Origin of the sequence: Aquimarina agarilytica ZC1 (genome assembly GCF_000255455.1) — a bacterium.
Taxonomy (GTDB): Bacteria; Bacteroidota; Bacteroidia; order Flavobacteriales; family Flavobacteriaceae; genus Aquimarina; species Aquimarina agarilytica.
On the sequence record NZ_JH621254.1, the window covers coordinates 13,717 to 33,357 of the forward strand.

Genomic DNA, 19,641 nt, shown 5'->3' on the forward strand with positions numbered 1-19,641 from the left:
CCGTCTTAATTTTTTGTTTTCAGTCACACAATTTCACTCAAAAACACCAATATTTACGATGCCATGGGAGCAAAACTAAAAGTGTAACAGTTCAAGAATATAATACGACATTTCAAAACATTATAGCTTTACTTACTTAGTGTTTTTTTAGATATTTGAAGTGTTTAAAAAACAACTTTTTTTAGTTTGTATGCCATACAAATAATTCCGTTATTCGTATGAGTGCGAATTCAAAAGGTTAAATTTTAAATAAAATCAGATAATTATTAGCAGTATTATGGATTAGTATTTTACTGCTTAAATTGGATTTTTATTATATCAAGCAAAACAAAGTATACTACCACTAAATAAACATTTATGCCATTAGTAAGCAAAAACAAACGTATACCATATTTAGGGTTTAATGATACTTGGTTTAGTTTGGTTGGGATTCTAATTATAAGTTTAATCACAAATTATCTTTTTAGTGATCCATTAGAAAGGAATTCTTTAATGTCCGTTATTATTGGTTGGAGTGTTTCTTTGTTTTTTACCATTTGTGATTGGTTTATTATACGATTTATTTTAATTTCTTTACGAAAAAAATATCCTCATTTTCGAGATGATGTAAAACGTATTAGCATCTTTCTTATAGCAATAATTAGTACTGTAATAATTGTTGATTTTGTTGGTGGTGCTTTACTCTCAATGACTTTAAACTTATTTAGTCTAAATGCTAGTCATAAAGTACAGTTGAAAATACTTATACCGATTATATTAATCACCATTATGATAATGGCAATATATGAGGCGATTTATTATTATGTACGACTAAAAAAGTCAATTAGAGAAGAAGAGCAGGCAAAACAAGTAATGATTCAGGCACAGTTAGACACCCTAAGAAATCAAGCACAACCTCATTTTTTATTCAATAGTTTGAATACATTACGAGATATTATTGATCAAGATTCTAAAGAAGATGCTAAAGGTTTTGTGGATAACCTAGCAGATGTTTACCGTTTTATCATTGAGTCTGGTAATTCAAATTTAATTTCCTTAGAAAAAGAGTTAAAATTTGCTAAAGCCTATATTCATATTCAATCAGAAAGATTTGGGGATAGCTTAAAGCTAAACTGGAATATTCCAATAGATAAACTTTTGGTTATGATAGTACCTATGAGTTTGCAGCTTTTACTTGAAAATGCTATAAAACATAACATCATTTCTAAATCAAAACCCTTACTTGTTACCGTGACTATTAAAGATGATAATTTAGTAGTAAGCAATAAAATTCAAGTAAAATCAACTCAAATAGCCTCAACAAAAGTAGGGTTAAAGAATATTGAAAAACGATACCAACTTATATCAAGTAAAACGCCAATTATTACTAATGATGGAGAGTATTTCATAGTTTCTCTTCCATTATTAAAATCATCAAAATAAAAATTATGAAAATACTAATTGTTGAAGATGAGCCCCGTGCTGCAAGTCAATTACAAAATTTATTAAACAAAAGTGTTTTTGATTTTGAAGTACTAACTGTTATCGATTCTGTTGAAGATACGGTGTATTGGTTTAGAAAAAATAAGACTCCGGATTTAGTGTTCATGGATATTCAATTAGCAGACGGTTTAAGTTTTGAGATTTTTCAGAAAATAGAAGTAACTGCCCCCATTATTTTTACTACTGCTTTTGATCAATATGCCATTCAAGCATTTAAAGTAAATAGTATCGATTATTTACTAAAACCAATAAAGCAAAGTGATTTAGACACTGCATTAAACAAATTTTCAAAATATAAAAATCAATCAAAAAAAACTATTGAACCAAATATTCTAAAAGAGCTATTGAGTAGTATGCAGACTCAACAAAAACGCACAGGAATATTAGTAAAAGAGGGAAGTGGTTTTATACAAATAAGAGTATCAGAGCTTTTATATATGTATTCGCAAGATAGTATCACTTTTGGAATTACCCATACTAACAAGCGTTATATTATAGATGAGACTATGGATCAATTATTTAGTTCTTTAGAAGATACTCAGTTTTATAGAATTAATAGGGGACAGATTATATCCAAAATTTCAATTCAAAAAATAGAACCTTATTTTAATCATAGTGTTAAATTATCATTGTTAAATCCTAGGGACCAAGAATTTATTGTTAGTAGACAAAAAACGCCTGATTTTAAGGAGTGGATGAACAGATAAACCGCGCCTATTACATTTCAAGTAATTAAAACAACGTTTCAACAATAAGTACTATTTAAAACAACGGAATAAAATAATATTTGTGATATAATTATTAACCATTATATCATGAATCTAAAATTTATAACACTAGTATTTTTCCTTACTACAGGAATACTTAAACCCGAATTATGCATTAAAAAATCTATTACGTCTGCGATCTACTTCAAATACTATCGTAAACTGTGTTTTTTAATTTAACCATAACGGTGCTATGCTGAAATTAAGAAAACACTACTATTTATTGTATATCACAGCCTCATGACAAAGTTTCAATACATAATTCGGGTTAAAACACAGTCAGACAAAAACATTGATAATTATCAAAAAATAGTAGCTAAAACAGATGAGATTTATACTAGTCTGGTTAAGATTAGGAGAGATCTACATAGTCACCCAGAAATTTCTAAACAGGCTTCGAAATAAAAAAGCAAATTCTTAACTCTAAATTTAATAAACGCTAACTTAAAATCATCATGAAAAAAACACTAATCATCCTAAGTTTTTTAATGTTTTCTCAACTATGGTCTCAAAAGATTTTAACCATAGAACAATGGCAAGAAGACCTTCGCTTTATTCAAAATACGATACATAAAGATTATTCATTTCTTTTTGTAAAAACAACAAAACAAGATTTTGATTCCCAGGTAGAAGCACTTTATAAGGCTATTCCAAATTTAGAATCTCATGAAATTAAAGTTGGAATTACTAGATTAATAGCTTCATTCAAATATGGACATACTGGAGTATTTTTTTACAATCAAAAAAATATAAATTTTCATTACTTACCATTTAACCTTAAATATTTTAAAGATGGTATTTATATTCAAGGAGTTCATAAAGATTATAAAAAAGCATTAGGGGCTAAAGTTTTAAAAATAAACAATATGCCAATAGCAGAAGCTTTAAAAAAGATAGCACCTACCGTAAGTGCTGAAAATTCTCAATTTTTTAAAGCTTATGGGATCAATTATTTGGGGATTACCGAAGTATTACATGCCCAAAAAATAACAGAAACCCTTTCAAAAGAAGTGTCACTTACCTTAGAAAAAAAAGGTAACGTATTTACACAATCTTTTACAGTGATGGAGGCCGGAGAAGGAATACCTACACAGCAAGGATATGTTCAGCAAGATGAAAACTGGTTAGAGGCAAGAAATCAATCTACTACTCCATTATATTTAAAGAAATTAGATAAAAATTATTATTCAGAATATTTAACAACTAAAAAAACAATATACATAAGACATAGTTGGATTGGTGATGATGCTAAAGAAAGTACTAAGGATTTTTACTCCCGTATTTTTAATGAAATAGAAACTAATGATGTAGAGAAATTAATTATTGATGTGCGTTTAAATGGAGGTGGAAATAACTATTTAAATAAAGATGTTATTAAAGGCATTATTAAATCTGAAAAGATAAATAAAATAGGAAATCTATTTGTTATTATTGGGAAACGAACTTTTTCTGCTTGTCAAAACTTGGTTAATGAAATGGATAATTACACTAATGTTATTTTTGTAGGAGAACCAACAGCGGAAAATGTTAATTTTTGGGGTGATAATCGACCTGTAAAACTCCCCAACAGTGCTATTGATGTCTCTTTATCTTATTTATGGTGGCAAGATAAATCTACTTTAGAAAATGCCGATTGGATAGCTCCAAGTATCCCTGTTGCTATAAGTTTTGATGAATATGTTAATAATCAAGATCCCGTATTAGAAGCCGCTTTAACTTTTAATATCCCCGATTTTAAGCCCGAGCCTATGGAATATATAACAGATTTATATTTATCCGGACAAACAGAAAAACTAGCAACAGAATTACCAAAAATGATACAAGATCCACTTTATAAGTTTTATGATTTTGAAGCAGAATTAAATAAAAGTGGCAATTTTTTAATGCAAACTGGTCGCATACCGCAAATTCAGGCTTCCATTCAAGTTTTTTTGATGGTTTCACAATTATTTCCAAACTCAGCCATAACATATAAAAATTTAGGAAATGCTTATACTTTGCTTAATGATACAAATAATGCAAAGGAATCATTAAGAAAAGCTATTTCTTTAGATACCAATGGAACAATAAGCAAAGCAGCAAAAGAGATGTTACTAGATATAGAAAAATTGTAGTTACAGAGGTGTAAAATTTTACTTAGCTTGAATTCAAGGAATAAGTGCAAAAAGTAAACGAATTTAACTTTTTGCACTTATTCATTATTGAATTTGGTTAAAAAATCTAAACTAATTATTAAAAAGACTTAGAAAATAAAAAAATAGTGATCGTTTTGCTGTTTAGGAATATCATGGAGCTAAAGTAAATAGGAGCGAGGTGGAGTACAGACAATACTAAAGACAAATCTTCTTTATTTTTTTCTTCTCAAATGTTTCTTTGGCAACTGTGATGGAATACATTTTGCCCGAAGCGACGATAGGAGCGAAGTGGGAATGTGTATGGAATGGGAATATTAGCACAAAGTTTCTTGTCATTACGGAAATCCACAAGGAAACAGTTTATACCCAAGTTATATTTACATCAATAATTTAACAAATGTTATAATAACTGTTTTATAACTAATGGTTTATAAATATTTTTCAAGTGTATGTAAAGTGTATATTTATGTATGTTTTATAATTTATCTGATAAAGAATTAGAGGCTCTAAAGATTATTAGAAATTCATTTATTCATCAAGGAAGGATACCAAGTGTACATGAACTAATGATTGGATTGGGATATAAATCACCTCGTTCATCAGCAGTTTTATTGAAAAGCCTTGAAGAATAGGAAATATTAAGGAAGAAGCCGGATGGTAGTTATCAGATTGTTGATTTTGAAATACCCGAAGATTTTGGTTCTAGAGCACAAACTGTAAAAATACCCTTAATTGGAAGTGTAGCATGTGGAATGCCAATTTTTGCAGATGAAAATATTGAAGCAGAAGTTTCAATTTCTGTAGAAATGATTAAAAGTGGATATAAATACTTTTTATTAAGAGCAGAAGGAGATTCAATGAATGAGGGTGGTATCAATAATGGAGATTTATTGCTAATCAGACAGCAACCAGATGCTAATAATGGAGATAGAGTGTTAGCTCTTATTGATGAGGAAGCAACAGTTAAAGAATATAGTAGGAATGGAGGAATGGTTATTTTAAAATCAAAATCAACGAATAAAATACATCAACCGATAATATTAACAAGCGATTTTAGAATCCAAGGGGTTGTAGAGGAAATAATAAAATTATAAATGCAAGAAACAAAAGAAATAGAACAATCAAGGTTTGTATTAAATAGGTTCGACCATTATATAGAAGGTGCTAATAGTAAAGGGAACTTTTTATTAGCTTTTAGTGCGTTTTTATTTGGTTTTATAGTTACTAGCTTTAATACTATAGTTGAGTTTAGTAATTGTAAGGCTCAAAGCTGGACAAAAGTATTGCTAGTTTTAATACTTATTCTAGGAATAATAAGTATTGCTTTTACAATTGCAGCTGTATTTCCTTTTTTAAAAACAAATAATTCAAGCAGTAAAAAATATCACTCTTTAGTGTTTTTTAATTCTATTGCAGATATGAACGAAGAAGATTTTTTAACACAATATAAAGAACAAAAGGATAAAAAGGTATGTAAAGACATAGCGAAGCAAATCTATGCAATATCAAAAGGTTTGAAAACAAAATATAACAGAATTAGTTGGTCAATTAGATTGGTTTTTATTCAATTAATTCTGCTATTAACAATTATTATAATAAAGATAGCATGAGTTTATTTAAAAATTATAAATCAGGTATAGAAAGTGTACTTAGTAGGTCAGAGCAGAGATTTCAAAAAGGAATGAAATCGCCTTACATGTTACTTAATGAAAGTACAAAAACTTTTTCCTCTTTACCTACAACAATAGAGCCTGACTCTAAAACAATATTAGAGTTTGACTCAAATCAATTAAAAAAATATTTTGGACCAAATAAATATTCATTCGATAGTGTAACAATAGGTAATCATCCTGATTTTAAATATTTAGAACACAATCAAACACTAAACCATCATTGTGTTTCTATGTTTGTAGATATTAAAGGTTCAACACGATTAGCACTTAAATATTCATTGGAAGAAGTACGCCTAATCAAAGATACTTTATTAACACTTTGTATAAATGTAGTTACTCACTTTGGAGGACATGTCCATAGGTTACAGGGAGATGCAGTATTTGTACAGTTTGTAAGAAAAAAATCTAATCCCAATAATAGTATTATAAACTCATTAAATGCAGCTAGTGTTTTATGTCAAGTAGTTTCTGAAGATTTATCCTCAGCCTTTGAAAGTTATGGACTTGACCCAATAAAAATTAGAGTTGGTTTAGATTATGGAACTGATGAAAAAGTAATGTGGTCTCATTATGGCGTTGCTAATTGTAACGAACTAACAACAACAAGCCTACATACGGATTTAGCAGCTAAATTACAGAATAAAGCATCTGTAAATTCCATTAGAATTGGCAAAAACCTTGTTGATGCAATAGAAATGAAAGAAGATTATATAAGCACACCAACAATTGTAAAGAATGGTCAAACTGTTGAAGATAAATATATAATACAATCTTCAGAGCTTAATTATCGTCAGTATGATTTTAACTGGAAGAAATACTTAAATAGTTTTTCATTTTACAAACAAAATGGAAGTGGAAAATTAGAAATTATTGATAATCCTTTTACGCTTAAAGCCAGTGTTTATAAGCTAAAACAAGAAAGCACAGCGTCTCAATATTATGAAAATAATTATTCAATTCTTAAAGGTAAATATATCAAATATCAGTTAATGATTAATGGTTCTCCTTATCACAAAAAACCTTATGAGAAAATAATTTGGGAAGCATTTAATTCGGGTAAAGAAGCAAAATTGGCAAATGAAGAGCAACATAATTTTGAAAATTTTTATCTAAATAAAACATTTTGTATCGCTCAAGCAGGTTATCATGGAAATCATTACCTAAAATGTACCATTCAAAGAGAACATTCAAATAATAGAGTACTCAAATTTCCTATTTATGTAGATGATAAATCGGATACAGAAATAAACTTAAATGATATATTAAATTAAAAACAAAAATTATGGCACTTAAACCAGGACCAAAAAGAATTACAAAATCAACTGGAAAACCAGATAGACGTTCAAGAGATAATAAAGATACGCCAGGAAACAACACCATCACTAAAGTCTCCTAAACGAAGAAAAAAGTAAAATAATAAGAATTAAAATGGAAAGGTATAGAAATAGAGATTCTGGAGTAAAGGCTTATCAAGTAGGTCTTGATTATATTTTAGTAAAATTTAATTCTTTTAAAATATATAAATATAGTTATGTGAAGGCTGGTGTGTATAAAGTAGAAAAGATGAAAACATTAGCCGTTAGAGGCAAAGGTTTAAATAGTTTCATAAATAGGTTTGCCAAATATTCTTATGACTAAATAATGAATACATTAGACTTTCTAAAATCTGAATTAGAAACTTTTAACCTAGAATTATATTCGAAAAAGAATGGGAGGGAAGGAGTCAATTTTTTAATTAAGACTAAAGAAATATACCTACAATCTATAGATTTAGACACCACACAACGTAGTATTAAAATAGCAAAACAAGATTTAGGAGAATTAAAAGATAACTTGTTTGCTGCTTTAGTATTGGTAATAGATGCAGCACCGAAGGTTATTTATTTAATTCCATCAAAAGATTTAACGCAATCTAACAGCAACATATTTATAGAGAACGAAGTAAGTTTAATGCCCAGCTTATCCAATTGGGAAATTAAAGTATCTAGTAATGCAATTCCAAAACTAGTTAAATACGCTTTAGAGAATATGATTGATACACTAAAAGATTAGCTTTATAATATCTTTAAAAATTATAATAATGTCAAAACCAATAAGACAGCACTATATACCTCGTTCATACTTAAAGAATTTTGCTACAGAAAAAGGAAAAAAAATTTTTGTTGTCGATGGTTACAAGTTAGATGATGAAGTACTACTAAAAGATTTAAGTACTAAAGATATTTGTTTAGAGAAGCATATTTATACCATAGAAACTAAAGACGAAACAAAAAAGTTTGCTTTAGAAAAGTACTATGCAGATAATGTAGATGCAGAATACCCAAATATTTATAAAATTCTTACGGATAAATCTATAAAAAAAGTAGATAAAAATCTGAAGTTTCAGATATTATACGTCTGCTTATCTTTATATTTTAGAACGCCACATTATCTAAACCAATATAATAAAATTACCAACGAAATATTAGATAATGCCATTCCTTATGCAGATAAGGATGGGGTTGTAAGCTTAAATTATTTTGGTAAAAAAGTGAAATTTCATAAAGATGATATCGAAAGTATTAAAAAGGATTTTCAAAAAGATAATAAAATTATATTTCACGTTAAGCATCTTGAACAATGGATGAAATTCGTTAACTTCAAATATGGTTGTGTAATTAATGTAATAGAAATTGAAGATAAAACAGCTCCTTTAATAACCTGTGATAATCCTGTTTCTATCAGACATATGAAAACTAATCAATTTGCAGGACTATTTGATGTTAATTCAGTAATAACTCTTCCATTAGATTCATATCATTTTTTAGAAATTCATCCAAATACTTACGAAGATGGAGATACCGTTATAAATAGATTAATACACGATAAAGATTTCACATTTACCACAAACACAATAACACAATCCAATGCTGAAAATTGGTTATTAAGTAAATCAGGAAATATAGATATTCATTTTAAAATACAAGACCATTATGAAGATGAGAAAAATGGAGAAAAGTTTTTAAAAAAAGCCAAATATAGAGCCGAGAAGATGCAACGAGTTTTTTCAATGACAGAAAAGGAAGGTTTTTCTAAAAATGTCATTAATGAATATAAAAAGTTGGAAAAGCATCCTTATTTTAAAGATGATAGGAATTTAAAAAAACACATAGCTATGATGAAAGCAAAAGGTCTTTATTGATACTGTAAATAAATAATTTTATTATGTAAAATATAGCGTGCGTTTTTACCCAGATGAAGTGTGGTGGCTAAACGGCCTCAGAAAACTTTGGTTAAAACAATAGTTGAATGAGCGTAAATATTTTAGAGAGCTAGCAATACATATTCTTAAGAATAAGAAAGTTTAAAACGAGTTCAAAGCAATCTTAAAACGTTCCAATGCTTTCTAAAATATAGCGATTGAGCGCCAACGCCACAGGCTCGCTACTCACTAAAAATGTCTCCCAGACATTTTCTTAACGTTCGCCCGTGTTTCCGAAGGTTTCTGCTAGCCTTGATTTTTTTGTTTCTCCAACACGCCAACTCGCTCAAAGTACACTTTGCCGTATCAAGGAAAATGATAAATATTATGAGTTCATAACTGTAAAAAAAATTAAACGTACATTTCCTTGAATACGCGAATTATATGCACAACTAAAAGTTAGCTTTTTTGAGCTTTTGGACAGCGGATGGAAATTGTGTTTAAAAAAATTACTGCGAAGCATAATTATTTTAAAAAAACCATCGAGGGCATTTAATCATAGAACTAATGTGTCAAACGAGATCTTTCTGATAAATCACGTATTTGAAAATTTCTATACAATTGTACGGAATATGACATTTATACACGGATTTATATAATTGATCCAGTGTATGAATTATATAAATAGCGTGTTGATGCTTCGGGAGAAAGAAAAGTTTCTAAACCTAAACATAAATTTCTCCAACGCTACAACTCGCCAACAATATTAAAAGTCCACCGGACTTTAATAATATTATTACGTGTCCTATAATGTTCTGCGTTATGTAACTTTGCTTTGGGAGAAAAACGATTGTAAATAACGATTCTTCTTTTTAGATTTTTTTCATATCCCAAAAATTTCTTTGGCAACTATAATAGAATACTCTTTTTGTAGCTAGGGCAGAAGCGTGGAGACAAAATGTGTATGGAATGGGAATAGTTGTTGAATGTATGAAATTGAGTTCTATAATTTTGCAATATGTGATTAACTATACTATATTGCATCAATAGTATGATTATTTAAAACAAGTCATTATGTCTACAATTAGAAAAACAATAACATTTACAGAAAAGCAAGATAAATGGATAAAGTCACGAATCACAACAGGAGAGTTTACTAATGATAGTGAATATCTTCGTGATCTCGTAAGACGAGATCAACTAAAAAACGCCAAATTTTCAGCACTCAAAGCAGCTATAACTGAAGGTATGGAAAGTGGTGTTAGTGATAAATCCGTTCCAGATATTATGAAGGAAGTTGAAAACCGAATGCGAGCAGATGGGCGTTTATAAATTATCAGGAAAAGCTGAAATTGATCTTGCCAAAATGTATGAATATGGCATTGAAACATTTGGATTAAAACAAGCCAAAGCATACTTATTAGGAATGCATACGCTGTTTCAAGTATTAGCGGATAATACTACACTTGGTCGTGATGCATCTGAATTTATTTTATCTTTAAAAAGGTTTTCGTATAAATCTCACACTATTTTTTATTTAGTCACAGATATAGATATTCTAATTGTTCGTGTATTGAACCAAAGTATGGATTATGAAAAGAATTTATAGCTATATCTTTTTCTCTATATAATTACAATAAAACTCACGTTTTTTTTAATTAGAATGTCCTGCGTTATAGCCTGTCCCGATGCATATCTTGATAACTTTGCTTTGGAAATCCCTGATTACCTAACGAGAATGTCCTAGAAAATAATCTTGCAAGATTATTATTAAATACGAGAATTATGAAGCTATCTAAAAGGTTAGCTTTTTTATGCAGCTGGAAAGCGTTGGCAAATTGTATTTAAAATAATTATTGCTCAGCATAATTATTTTTAAAAAACAATAGAGCATTTGCTAGCGGCAATTTTACATAATGTCTAATTATAGGACTAGTGTGTCAAACGAGATGTTTCTGAGAATCGCGTATTTCAAAAATTATGAACCATTGTACGGAATATGACATTTATACACGGATTTATATAATTGATCCAGTGTATGAATTATATAAATAGCGTGTTGATGCTTCGGGATAAAGAAAAGTTTCTAAACCTAAGTCATAAATTTCTCCAACGCTACAACTCGCCAACAATATTAAAAGTCCACCGGACTTTAATAATATTATTGCGTGTCCTATAATTTATATTATGTAAAATAGAATATTATAACAAATACTCCAACACTTCATAAATCATTAAATCCCTCCTCCAAAGTTTCTATAGTCCCATCATATGAAATACGATTTAAGTGAGATGAATTTACACCAATACTTACTCTCATATTTATAGACGCGATAATTGTTACACTAAAGTTTTCTATACCATCATTAGCATTAAATTTAATGCTTAGGGTTTTCTTTTTATCATTTTTAGTTACCGTATATTTTTGTACGCTATCATCTAATTGAATTCCTCCATCGGTACGGCCGTAATTTCCGCTAATCTGTCTTTCACCAAAAAAAGCAAGATTTGCTTTTACTTTATCATCAGAAATTTTAATGTAATTACCATTCCCACGCACATCAATTCTAGCTGCAGAATTTCCTGTTTGAAATAAAATGTTATTTAATACCTGTGTAGTTGCCGCTGTATTAAATGGATAAATAGCATTAATGTCAATTTGATAAGATTTACTTTCTATTAATTCCTGTAATTTAACAAACTGATCTGCTTTTTTTTGATTAGTAACCTCACTTGATTTACATGAAACAACTCCTATGAAAGAAGAAATAATCAATAATTTAAATAAGTAATTCATGACTTTTCTTTACAAGGTACTATTCAAAATAACATTTTTACATCATATTAACCTTTTTATAAGCTTTTTTCAAGTAAAATAGTCACTTCTTTAATTATTTCATCATTATTATTGTGATTCGTTATTTCACTTACATTGATAAAAATTGATTGCTGCAGATAAGCTTCTTTGATAATTTTAATTTCATAATTCCCTTTATCAAGATCACTCCATTTAAAAATACCTTGTTCGTTAGTTAATTGAGCGATATCATTTGAAAATCCATTAATGCTATGTATTGAAATTACTGCTTCATTAATAGCTAACCCTGTTACTTTATCAAATACTTTTCCGGTAATAGCATACATATTATAATTGTTTTAGTTTCTAAAGTATAGCCTTAGGTGATACAAAAAAAACAGCACTTATTACCTTAATAATAAATGCTGCTTTACCACAGACTCCCTCAATTAATTATTGATACTTATTCTTCCAATTTTTAAGATTCTTATACACAGCAGATGTAATTCTGGTTGCCGAATTACCAAATTTTGAACCATTGGTATGTATACCAACTACATAGCGTTTTCCATTTTTATATTTCCAAACAGGAGAGCCACTTTGTCCTCCAGCAGTATCAATATTATATACTAACGTGCGTGCCGTGACTAATTTAATTTTTCTGCAATGCCACCATTGTGTACCGCTAGGTTTGTCGCCAGGATAGCCCGATAAATTTACTTTTAGTCCTAATAATTTAAAAAAGCTGTATTTAGCATAGCCAAAATAGCCTACTTTATTCCCCAATTTGCAGTTTTTTGGCAGAATGATAGCTCCGTAATCATTGATTCTTTTTTTCTTTTTGGTCCAACCTTTTACCGAATGGAAATGACTTGTCTTACATGATCCATAAGGCTTACTGGAACCATTACGTCCTGGGATCACTTCAATACTTTTAGCCCAGCCCCCATGTTTGTGCATATATACAACATGCCCTGCAGTAATTACTGTTCGTGGACCTATTAAAAAACCGGTACCAATCCAATTTGTACCATCTTTAGCTTTGATTTTTAATGAGCATATAGCGCGCCATGGATACTTTTTTGTTGCGTTAATTTTTTTGCGATCATCTTTACCTATCACTACCTCTTGCATCATTCTCTGACCACTTTCGGTTCGCATTAAGGTTTCTAAATCGGCACCATCATAACTGGCATAATAGGCACTTAAAGCATTTTCTTCTGCACTAGTTTCAGTAAAACTTTCTTCTTGGTCAACAATCGAATAATCATAGCCACTCACCTGCTCTAAAGTTTCTTGACTACTATTATTTTCATAAGCTTCATTTTCTTCTGCACTAGTTTCTCCTCCTTCAAATGGATCTTCAACATCTAAATCCTCTTCTAATGTGGTTTCTTCTGTGCTTGTCACTTCCTCATAATCTGATGCATTTAGGCGTTCTTCCAGATCCTCTTCTGCTTCGTCATGAGTTACTCTTTTAGTTGATACTGCTCCTTCAAATGATTCTTCTAATACATTTTCATCATACATAGTATCAGATTCATATACTCCATTATTTTTCATAATTCAAAATTTTATGTGAATACCCTATTAATTCTCTATCAATTATAATTTGATATTCCAAAATTAGACTCTAAGTATATTATTATAAGAAGGTTAAATACTAATTGTAAGAAGTTAAAATCCTGTTTTTATAAAGATGAAATTTTGTAAACTATAGGGAGAAAACACCTATTGAGAAGAAGTGTATATAAGTGACTTCAACTACTTTAACCTTATAATGGTTTAAGTAGTTAAAATGAATAGGAATTATTTTATATTCAAATTTATTATTGTTCGATTAAATTTTATTTATATATAACTTAAGTTCATGTTTGTTGATACAAAGTGATCCTGAACCTTTATCAGACACTACTAATCAAATTTTAATTATTTTTTTTAATGCCAATATTTGATTGTTGACATCACTAAAAGAAATCATATAAATATTAGGTGATAAATCATTTAAGTAAACAGTTTTGTCGTTATTAAAAGAAATAGTTTTTATAATTTTCCCTTGTAAATTATGGATATGTATTTTGGTAATAGATTTCAAACGTGTGTAAATAGTTAACTCATTTTTTATAGGGTTATTAATAAATAAAAGCTTTTCAAGTTCATTATTTGCTGTATTTAAAGTAGTATCTATGAGTTCTATATCCTGAAAAGAATCAAAAAAACTACAGTTATTTATACTATAAGTAATTCTGTAACTTCCAGTATCGGAGTTTTCTAAATCAATCTCACCAGTTGAAATATTTATAGCTAAACCCGCTGAACTAGAAAATTCTCCCCCGCTGATACCTTCAATATTGGGTATAGGATTGGCATCTGAAATAGTGTATTCATTAGCATTATAATTAAAACTAGTAAAATCATTATAATGTGTATTCATATAATCTAAAGTTACGCTAGCAAAGTCTTTTGCAAAAGGAACCAAGGTTTGAGGTCTATTATCAAAAAAACGACCATCATAAGTTCCTAAATCCCTTACTCTTCGGTTCACCTCTATCATAATACCATCAATAGTTCCAGCCCCACCTGTTGTACCTCCATTGCCGTCATCAACCGTTATATTGGCAGATCCGTGTCTTAAATTATTATAAAAATCACCATCAAAATAAGCATTATTAAAAGGTCTAGTATCATTACAACTCGAACTTGTTTCGAAAACATAATTACTAGGTAAGGCTCTATAACCTACATTTGAACCGCAATTTGCATTCACGTTATTATTATAAAAACTTGCTGTAATATTTTTTAGCTTGGCTCCAAAACTATTATTTCCTCTAATTAAATCTTCATGAGATATATTGGTCAAATTAGTAGCTACTAAATTTTTTATAGATGAATTATTTATAATTGAACTACTGTTTAAATTCGAATTATTGAGTTCGCTACTTGAAATGTTGTAACCTAGCTCTACCCTAGGTATAGAATGACTTTGTCCATGTAAGTCAATATATAAACCCTTACCCCAATTTGTTTCAACATCAGTACTGGCTGTATCAATAAAATCATGAAAAGCATCCCAATAAAATTTAGCATCTGTATCATTACAGGTCGCTTCAACCGAAGCGCGATTAGGATCTAATTTTGATCGGTGTAAACGATTTATAATAATATGAGCATAACAACCTGTTTGTGTAAAAATCTCTTTTTGAATTTCACGTATTAAAATTTCGGTATTATCATCTCTTTCATTTATGCCACAAGTTCTGTCTGGTAAATCGGCATCATTATCCGAATAAAAAATTTCTCCTATAGTTTCCCCAGATAATAAAACACCACCGTGCGGAGCCGATATTATTATTGGTAAATTACCAGGGATATATTCTATATAATTATTTCCACTAGTATCATAAACGGGAACACCAGGAGTCATGGATTTTAAACTAAATGAAATAAAGAATAACACCAAACAAATATATCGACGGAGATCATATATAAAATAAAAATGAAGCATAACTATAGTGCGTTAGTTTTAATTAGTTTGAACTCAAATTCTATAAGAAAGTCTATTTCTTATCAAAACCTCTACAAAACCAAATGCTTCTCTATACTTTTTTATTTACCTATAGAGTGCTATGTTAACATTAAGAAAGTACATGTTAAAGCATTTCAATACTCTCTTAATGCAGTTCTGTTATAGAATTTTGGTTAAAGATAATTGTTTCACCGTTTTAAAGTGCTTTATTTTATGTTAATATATTGAATTTCAGATATTTATAATTTCAATTAACCCATAAAAAAACCACTTAAAAACTAATTTAAGTGGTTTGTTATATGTGAAAAGTATTTTAAATTATCTTACAAATTGTATTTCAGTAGTATTTCCTTCTCTTACACTATCAAAGAATCCTTGTTTGTTCATCCAATCATCACTAAATACTTTACTCAAGTATCTTGATCCGTGATCTGGTAAAATGATTACTACATTACTATTAGCGTCAAACAAACCATGAGCGGCAAATTGTTTTACGCCTTGTATGGCTGCACCACTTGTGTAGCCTAAAAACATCCCTTCTTTAAGAGCTAATTCTCTAGCAGTATGCGCACTATCTTCGTCAGTTACTTTTTCAAAAGTATCAATAATGTCGAAATCGGTTGCAGTTGGGATTAAGTTTTTTCCTAAACCTTCTATTCGGTAGGGATAAATTTCCTTATCATCAAACTCTCGAGTTTCATGATATTTTTTTAATACAGATCCAAAAGCATCTACACCTAATATTTTTATATTAGGGTTTTGTTCTTTTAAATAACGTGCCGTTCCCGAAATTGTTCCTCCGGTACCACTACAAGCTACTAAATGTGTGATTTTTCCTTTTGTCTGATTCCATATTTCGGGTCCAGTAGATTTATAATGAGCGTCCATATTTAACTCATTAAAATATTGATTAATGTAAACAGATCCTTTAATTTCAGAATGTAATCTTCGGGCTACTTGGTAATAGGAACGAGGATCATCGGCACTTACGTTTGCAGGACAAACATATACCTTTGCTCCCATGTTTTTTAAGGTATCAATTTTATCTTTTGATGATTTTGAACTCACTGCCAAAACACATTCATAACCTTTAATAATACTTACCATAGCTAAACTGAAACCGGTGTTTCCACTGGTAGTTTCAATAATGGTATCCCCTGGTTTAAGAATTCCTTTTTTTTCAGCTTCTTCTATTATGTAAAGTGCAATTCTGTCTTTTGTAGAATGTCCCGGATTAAAAGCTTCTACTTTAGCATAAAAATTACCAGGTATTCCCTCTATGATCTTGTTTAATTTTACGAGAGGTGTATTCCCAATTAAATCAAGTACACTATTAAAAGCCTGTATATCGTCTTTCATAAAATTGTTTTGTTACCTAAAGATAGGATAAAATGTTTAATTATCCATTTCTTTGCAGGCGATGCAAATCTACGGATTTTTTAATTATTACTTTGTAATTCCTTCTAAATCGAATAAAAAAGCATATTCTTCAGCTAATTCTTTCAATGCTTCAAAACGACCAGAAGCGCCTCCATGCCCCGTTTCCATATTCGTATGTAAAAGTAATTTATTATCGTCCTGTTTTAATTCTCTCAATTTTGCTACCCATTTTGCTGGCTCCCAATATTGTACTTGCGAGTCGTGTAAACCTGTAGTTACTAACATGTTTGGATAGGCTTGTTTGGTTACATTATCATAGGGAGAATAAGCTTTCATATAATGATAATATTCAGCTTCATTTGGATTCCCCCATTCATCATATTCTCCTGTTGTTAAAGGGATAGTATCATCCAACATAGTGGTAACTACATCAACAAAAGGTACAGCGGCAATTACTCCTTTATACAATTCTGGTTTCATATTTATAACAGCTCCTATTAATAAACCACCTGCTGAACCGCCCATGGCATACAAGTGTTGTGCACTCGTATATCCTCGTTCTATTAAAAATTCGGAACAATTAATAAAATCGGTAAAGGTGTTTTTCTTTTTTAATAGCTTACCATTATCGTACCAAGATCGACCTAAGTATTCGCTTCCTCTTACATGGGCTATAGCATAAATAAAACCACGGTCTAATAAACTTAAGCGTGTTGTTGAAAAGTAAGGGTCAATAGTATGTCCATACGACCCGTAGCCATATTGTAATAAGGGGTGCGAACCATCCATTTTAATTCCCTTTCGATATATTAATGATATAGGGATTTTGGTCCCATCATTTGCTGTAGCCCATACACGTTCAGAATCATAATTAGTTTTATCAAATTGGCCACCTAATACTTCTTGTTCTTTAAGAATTTTAAATGCTTGCGTGCGCATGTTAAATTCAATAACAGATGTGGGTGTTGTTAAAGAGTTATAACCGTATCGAAACCATTCTGTATCAAATTCAATATTTATGCTTGAATAGGCAGTATAAGTTTCATTATCAAATGGTAAATAGTAATCTACTGAACCATCCCAACGCATAATACGAATGTGATTTAATCCATTGGTACGTTCACTAAGCACCAAATAGTCTTTAAATACATCAATATCTTCAAGCAAGGTTTCCTCTCTATGCGGTATAATTGTTTCCCAATATTTCTTTTCGGTAGCCCCTTCCCTAGCCTTCATTAGCTTAAAGTTGGTGGAATTATCGGCATTCGTTAAAATATAAAAATGCCCATCATAATGTGCCATTCCATATTCTAATCCACGAATTCGTTCTTGAAAAATGATAAAATCCTCAAAAGGTGTATTCGCATCTACATAACGATATTCTGAAGTTAACGTCGCACTCGATCCTATATATATATATCGTTTAGATTTAGTTTTATAAACAAATACATCAAAAGTATCATCTTTTTCTTCATAAACATCTACATCTTTAGTCACAGATGTTCCTAATGAGTGTCTACAAATTTTATAAGATCGTAAAGTTTCAGGATCTTTTAACGTGTAAAATAAGGTCTTATTATCATTTGCCCAAGTAACACTACCGGTAGTATTCTCAATAGTTTCCTCAAAATAGGCTCCCGTTATTAAATTTTTGATTTTAATAATATATTGCCTTCTGCTCACAGTATCAACTCCAAAAGCCATCATAGTATTGTCCGGACTTATCGATAAGCCTCTTGCTTTATAATACTCATGTGGTTCAGCTTCAACGTTACAATCTAATAAAACTTCTTCAGGAGCATCTAAAGTTTCCTTTTTACGTGTATAAATGGGATAACCTTTCCCTTTTTCATACCTAGTAATGTACCAATAACCATTATGTTTATAGGGAACAGAGCTTTCATCTTCTTTTATTCGAGCTTTCATTTCTTCAAATAAAGACTTCTGAAAATCTTCGGTATGACGCATATTTTCTTTAAAATAAGCGTTTTCCGTCTCCAAATAATCTATTACCTCTTTGTCCTCACGTTGGTTTAACCAAAAGTAGGAGTCAATTCGGGGATCATTATGTACGTTAAGTTCCTTGTTTACAATTTTTGCCTTAGGTAGGCTTACTGTAGTTTTCAATAGAAAGTGTGTCTTTTTTAATAACCCACAATTTATTCAAACTCTAAAAAACTGACTACAAAAAACGAATTTATATTTCAACATTTTTTTACTTTTGATGGTTGATAAGTTTCTGTGATCAATTTGTTAGCTTTTACATTTAAAAGTTTATGCTTGATATATTTAATGGTATTTATCACTAATAAATGAACTATTATTAAAAAAAGCCCCTAAAAGCTTTCTATTTTACGAATTAAAAAAGAAGATTATGTTTGGAGATATGATGGGTATGATGAATAAGTTAAAAGAATCGCAAGAAAAAGTAGCCCAAACTAAAGAGCGATTACACACTGTTTTAATTGATGAGCAAAGTTCTGATGGTTTGTTAAAAGTAACATTAACAGCTAATAGAACCATAAAAAGAATTGAAGTAGCTGATGAATTAATGGAAGACAAAGAGCAATTAGAAGATTATTTAATTTTAACGCTAAATAAAGCCATAGCTAAAGCCACTAGTATTAATGAAGCGGAATTGGCCGCAGCCGCGAAAGATGGCCTTCCAAATATTCCGGGAATGGATAAATTTATGTAGTG

18 protein-coding genes are annotated in these 19,641 nt (G+C 29.9%); 12 read left to right on the plus strand and 6 right to left on the minus strand.

Annotated elements, in window-relative coordinates; translation table 11 throughout:
• Positions 1–357 precede the first annotated feature (357 nt).
• The 11 genes from KQA_RS0206525 (at position 358) to KQA_RS0206590 (ending at position 10,847) form a co-directional block, all read left to right on the plus strand.
• The gene (locus tag KQA_RS0206525) at positions 358–1,422 is read left to right on the plus strand and encodes a sensor histidine kinase (protein WP_010179317.1); all 1,065 of its coding nucleotides are present in this window, start codon (positions 358–360) and stop codon (positions 1,420–1,422) included.
• Between the two features lie 5 nt (positions 1,423–1,427).
• Complete coding sequence (locus KQA_RS0206530; protein ID WP_010179319.1) at positions 1,428–2,189, plus strand: LytR/AlgR family response regulator transcription factor; 762 nt, start codon at positions 1,428–1,430, stop codon at positions 2,187–2,189.
• A 515-nt stretch (positions 2,190–2,704) separates the two neighbouring features.
• Positions 2,705–4,363: a S41 family peptidase gene (locus KQA_RS0206540; RefSeq protein ID WP_029209494.1), complete on the plus strand. Its 1,659-nt coding sequence runs from the start codon at positions 2,705–2,707 to the stop codon at positions 4,361–4,363.
• A gap of 752 nt (positions 4,364–5,115) precedes the next feature.
• Positions 5,116–5,478 carry a LexA family protein gene (locus tag KQA_RS18620; protein ID WP_262482134.1) on the plus strand — a complete coding sequence of 121 codons (363 nt, stop codon included), beginning with the start codon at positions 5,116–5,118 and terminating at the stop codon, positions 5,476–5,478.
• Complete coding sequence (locus tag KQA_RS0206555) at positions 5,479–5,994, plus strand: Pycsar system effector family protein (RefSeq protein WP_010179327.1); 516 nt, start codon at positions 5,479–5,481, stop codon at positions 5,992–5,994. It abuts the gene before it with no gap.
• Positions 5,991–7,328 carry a nucleotide-binding domain-containing protein gene (locus KQA_RS0206560; RefSeq protein ID WP_010179329.1) on the plus strand — a complete coding sequence of 446 codons (1,338 nt, stop codon included), beginning with the start codon at positions 5,991–5,993 and terminating at the stop codon, positions 7,326–7,328. Before KQA_RS0206555 ends, KQA_RS0206560 begins: the two co-directional genes overlap by 4 nt.
• A gap of 157 nt (positions 7,329–7,485) precedes the next feature.
• Positions 7,486–7,695 (plus strand): hypothetical protein, encoded by a 210-nt coding sequence (locus tag KQA_RS0206570; RefSeq protein ID WP_010179334.1) that lies wholly within the window; start codon positions 7,486–7,488, stop codon positions 7,693–7,695.
• 3 nt (positions 7,696–7,698) lie between these two features.
• A complete protein-coding gene (locus KQA_RS0206575) occupies positions 7,699–8,109 on the plus strand; it encodes a hypothetical protein (RefSeq protein WP_010179335.1) in 411 nt (136 codons plus the stop codon).
• Between the two features lie 28 nt (positions 8,110–8,137).
• Entirely contained in the window at positions 8,138–9,238 is a 1,101-nt protein-coding gene (locus KQA_RS0206580) for a DUF4238 domain-containing protein (protein ID WP_010179337.1), read from the plus strand.
• Positions 9,239–10,312: 1,074 nt separating this feature from the next.
• Positions 10,313–10,570 carry a type II toxin-antitoxin system ParD family antitoxin gene (locus tag KQA_RS18625; protein ID WP_010179339.1) on the plus strand — a complete coding sequence of 86 codons (258 nt, stop codon included), beginning with the start codon at positions 10,313–10,315 and terminating at the stop codon, positions 10,568–10,570.
• Positions 10,557–10,847 carry a type II toxin-antitoxin system RelE/ParE family toxin gene (locus tag KQA_RS0206590; protein WP_010179341.1) on the plus strand — a complete coding sequence of 97 codons (291 nt, stop codon included), beginning with the start codon at positions 10,557–10,559 and terminating at the stop codon, positions 10,845–10,847. Before KQA_RS18625 ends, KQA_RS0206590 begins: the two co-directional genes overlap by 14 nt.
• Positions 10,848–11,462: 615 nt before the next feature.
• On the opposite strand, the gene KQA_RS0206595 is transcribed toward KQA_RS0206590, so the two are convergent.
• The 6 genes from KQA_RS0206595 to KQA_RS0206620 all read right to left on the minus strand — a co-directional run bounded on the left by KQA_RS0206595 (position 11,463) and on the right by KQA_RS0206620 (position 19,068).
• Entirely contained in the window at positions 11,463–12,035 is a 573-nt protein-coding gene (locus tag KQA_RS0206595; RefSeq protein ID WP_010179343.1) for a DUF4251 domain-containing protein, read from the minus strand.
• Between the two features lie 56 nt (positions 12,036–12,091).
• A complete protein-coding gene (locus KQA_RS0206600) occupies positions 12,092–12,382 on the minus strand; it encodes a peptidase associated/transthyretin-like domain-containing protein (protein WP_010179345.1) in 291 nt (96 codons plus the stop codon).
• Between the two features lie 106 nt (positions 12,383–12,488).
• Positions 12,489–13,598 (minus strand): trypsin-like serine peptidase, encoded by a 1,110-nt coding sequence (locus tag KQA_RS20510; RefSeq protein WP_010179348.1) that lies wholly within the window; start codon positions 13,596–13,598, stop codon positions 12,489–12,491.
• Positions 13,599–13,953: 355 nt separating this feature from the next.
• Entirely contained in the window at positions 13,954–15,540 is a 1,587-nt protein-coding gene (locus KQA_RS0206610; protein WP_157366612.1) for a T9SS type A sorting domain-containing protein, read from the minus strand.
• 339 nt (positions 15,541–15,879) lie between these two features.
• Positions 15,880–16,920, minus strand: coding sequence for a PLP-dependent cysteine synthase family protein (locus KQA_RS0206615; protein WP_010179352.1), 1,041 nt, complete (start codon positions 16,918–16,920; stop codon positions 15,880–15,882).
• A gap of 87 nt (positions 16,921–17,007) precedes the next feature.
• A complete protein-coding gene (locus KQA_RS0206620; RefSeq protein WP_010179354.1) occupies positions 17,008–19,068 on the minus strand; it encodes a S9 family peptidase in 2,061 nt (686 codons plus the stop codon).
• Positions 19,069–19,315: 247 nt separating this feature from the next.
• Between KQA_RS0206620 and KQA_RS0206625 the strand changes: the two genes are divergently transcribed.
• On the plus strand, positions 19,316–19,639 hold the full coding sequence (locus tag KQA_RS0206625) for a YbaB/EbfC family nucleoid-associated protein (protein WP_010179357.1): 324 nt from the start codon (positions 19,316–19,318) through the stop codon (positions 19,637–19,639).
• The last annotated feature ends 2 nt before the right edge of the window (positions 19,640–19,641 follow it).

Coding starts and splice junctions, on each gene's coding strand:
- KQA_RS0206580 (WP_010179337.1), top strand. CDS start 8,138: ATGTCAAAACCAATAAGACAGCACTATATACCTCGTTCATACTTAAAG.
- KQA_RS0206590 (WP_010179341.1), top strand. CDS start 10,557: ATGGGCGTTTATAAATTATCAGGAAAAGCTGAAATTGATCTTGCCAAA.
- KQA_RS0206555 (WP_010179327.1), top strand. CDS start 5,479: ATGCAAGAAACAAAAGAAATAGAACAATCAAGGTTTGTATTAAATAGG.
- KQA_RS0206600 (WP_010179345.1), bottom strand. CDS start 12,382: ATGTATGCTATTACCGGAAAAGTATTTGATAAAGTAACAGGGTTAGCT.
- KQA_RS0206615 (WP_010179352.1), bottom strand. CDS start 16,920: ATGAAAGACGATATACAGGCTTTTAATAGTGTACTTGATTTAATTGGG.
- KQA_RS0206595 (WP_010179343.1), bottom strand. CDS start 12,035: ATGAATTACTTATTTAAATTATTGATTATTTCTTCTTTCATAGGAGTT.
- KQA_RS18625 (WP_010179339.1), top strand. CDS start 10,313: ATGTCTACAATTAGAAAAACAATAACATTTACAGAAAAGCAAGATAAA.
- KQA_RS20510 (WP_010179348.1), bottom strand. CDS start 13,598: ATGAAAAATAATGGAGTATATGAATCTGATACTATGTATGATGAAAAT.
- KQA_RS0206575 (WP_010179335.1), top strand. CDS start 7,699: ATGAATACATTAGACTTTCTAAAATCTGAATTAGAAACTTTTAACCTA.
- KQA_RS0206610 (WP_157366612.1), bottom strand. CDS start 15,540: ATGCTTCATTTTTATTTTATATATGATCTCCGTCGATATATTTGTTTG.
- KQA_RS0206530 (WP_010179319.1), top strand. CDS start 1,428: ATGAAAATACTAATTGTTGAAGATGAGCCCCGTGCTGCAAGTCAATTA.
- KQA_RS0206570 (WP_010179334.1), top strand. CDS start 7,486: ATGGAAAGGTATAGAAATAGAGATTCTGGAGTAAAGGCTTATCAAGTA.
- KQA_RS0206525 (WP_010179317.1), top strand. CDS start 358: ATGCCATTAGTAAGCAAAAACAAACGTATACCATATTTAGGGTTTAAT.
- KQA_RS0206625 (WP_010179357.1), top strand. CDS start 19,316: ATGTTTGGAGATATGATGGGTATGATGAATAAGTTAAAAGAATCGCAA.
- KQA_RS0206560 (WP_010179329.1), top strand. CDS start 5,991: ATGAGTTTATTTAAAAATTATAAATCAGGTATAGAAAGTGTACTTAGT.
- KQA_RS0206540 (WP_029209494.1), top strand. CDS start 2,705: ATGAAAAAAACACTAATCATCCTAAGTTTTTTAATGTTTTCTCAACTA.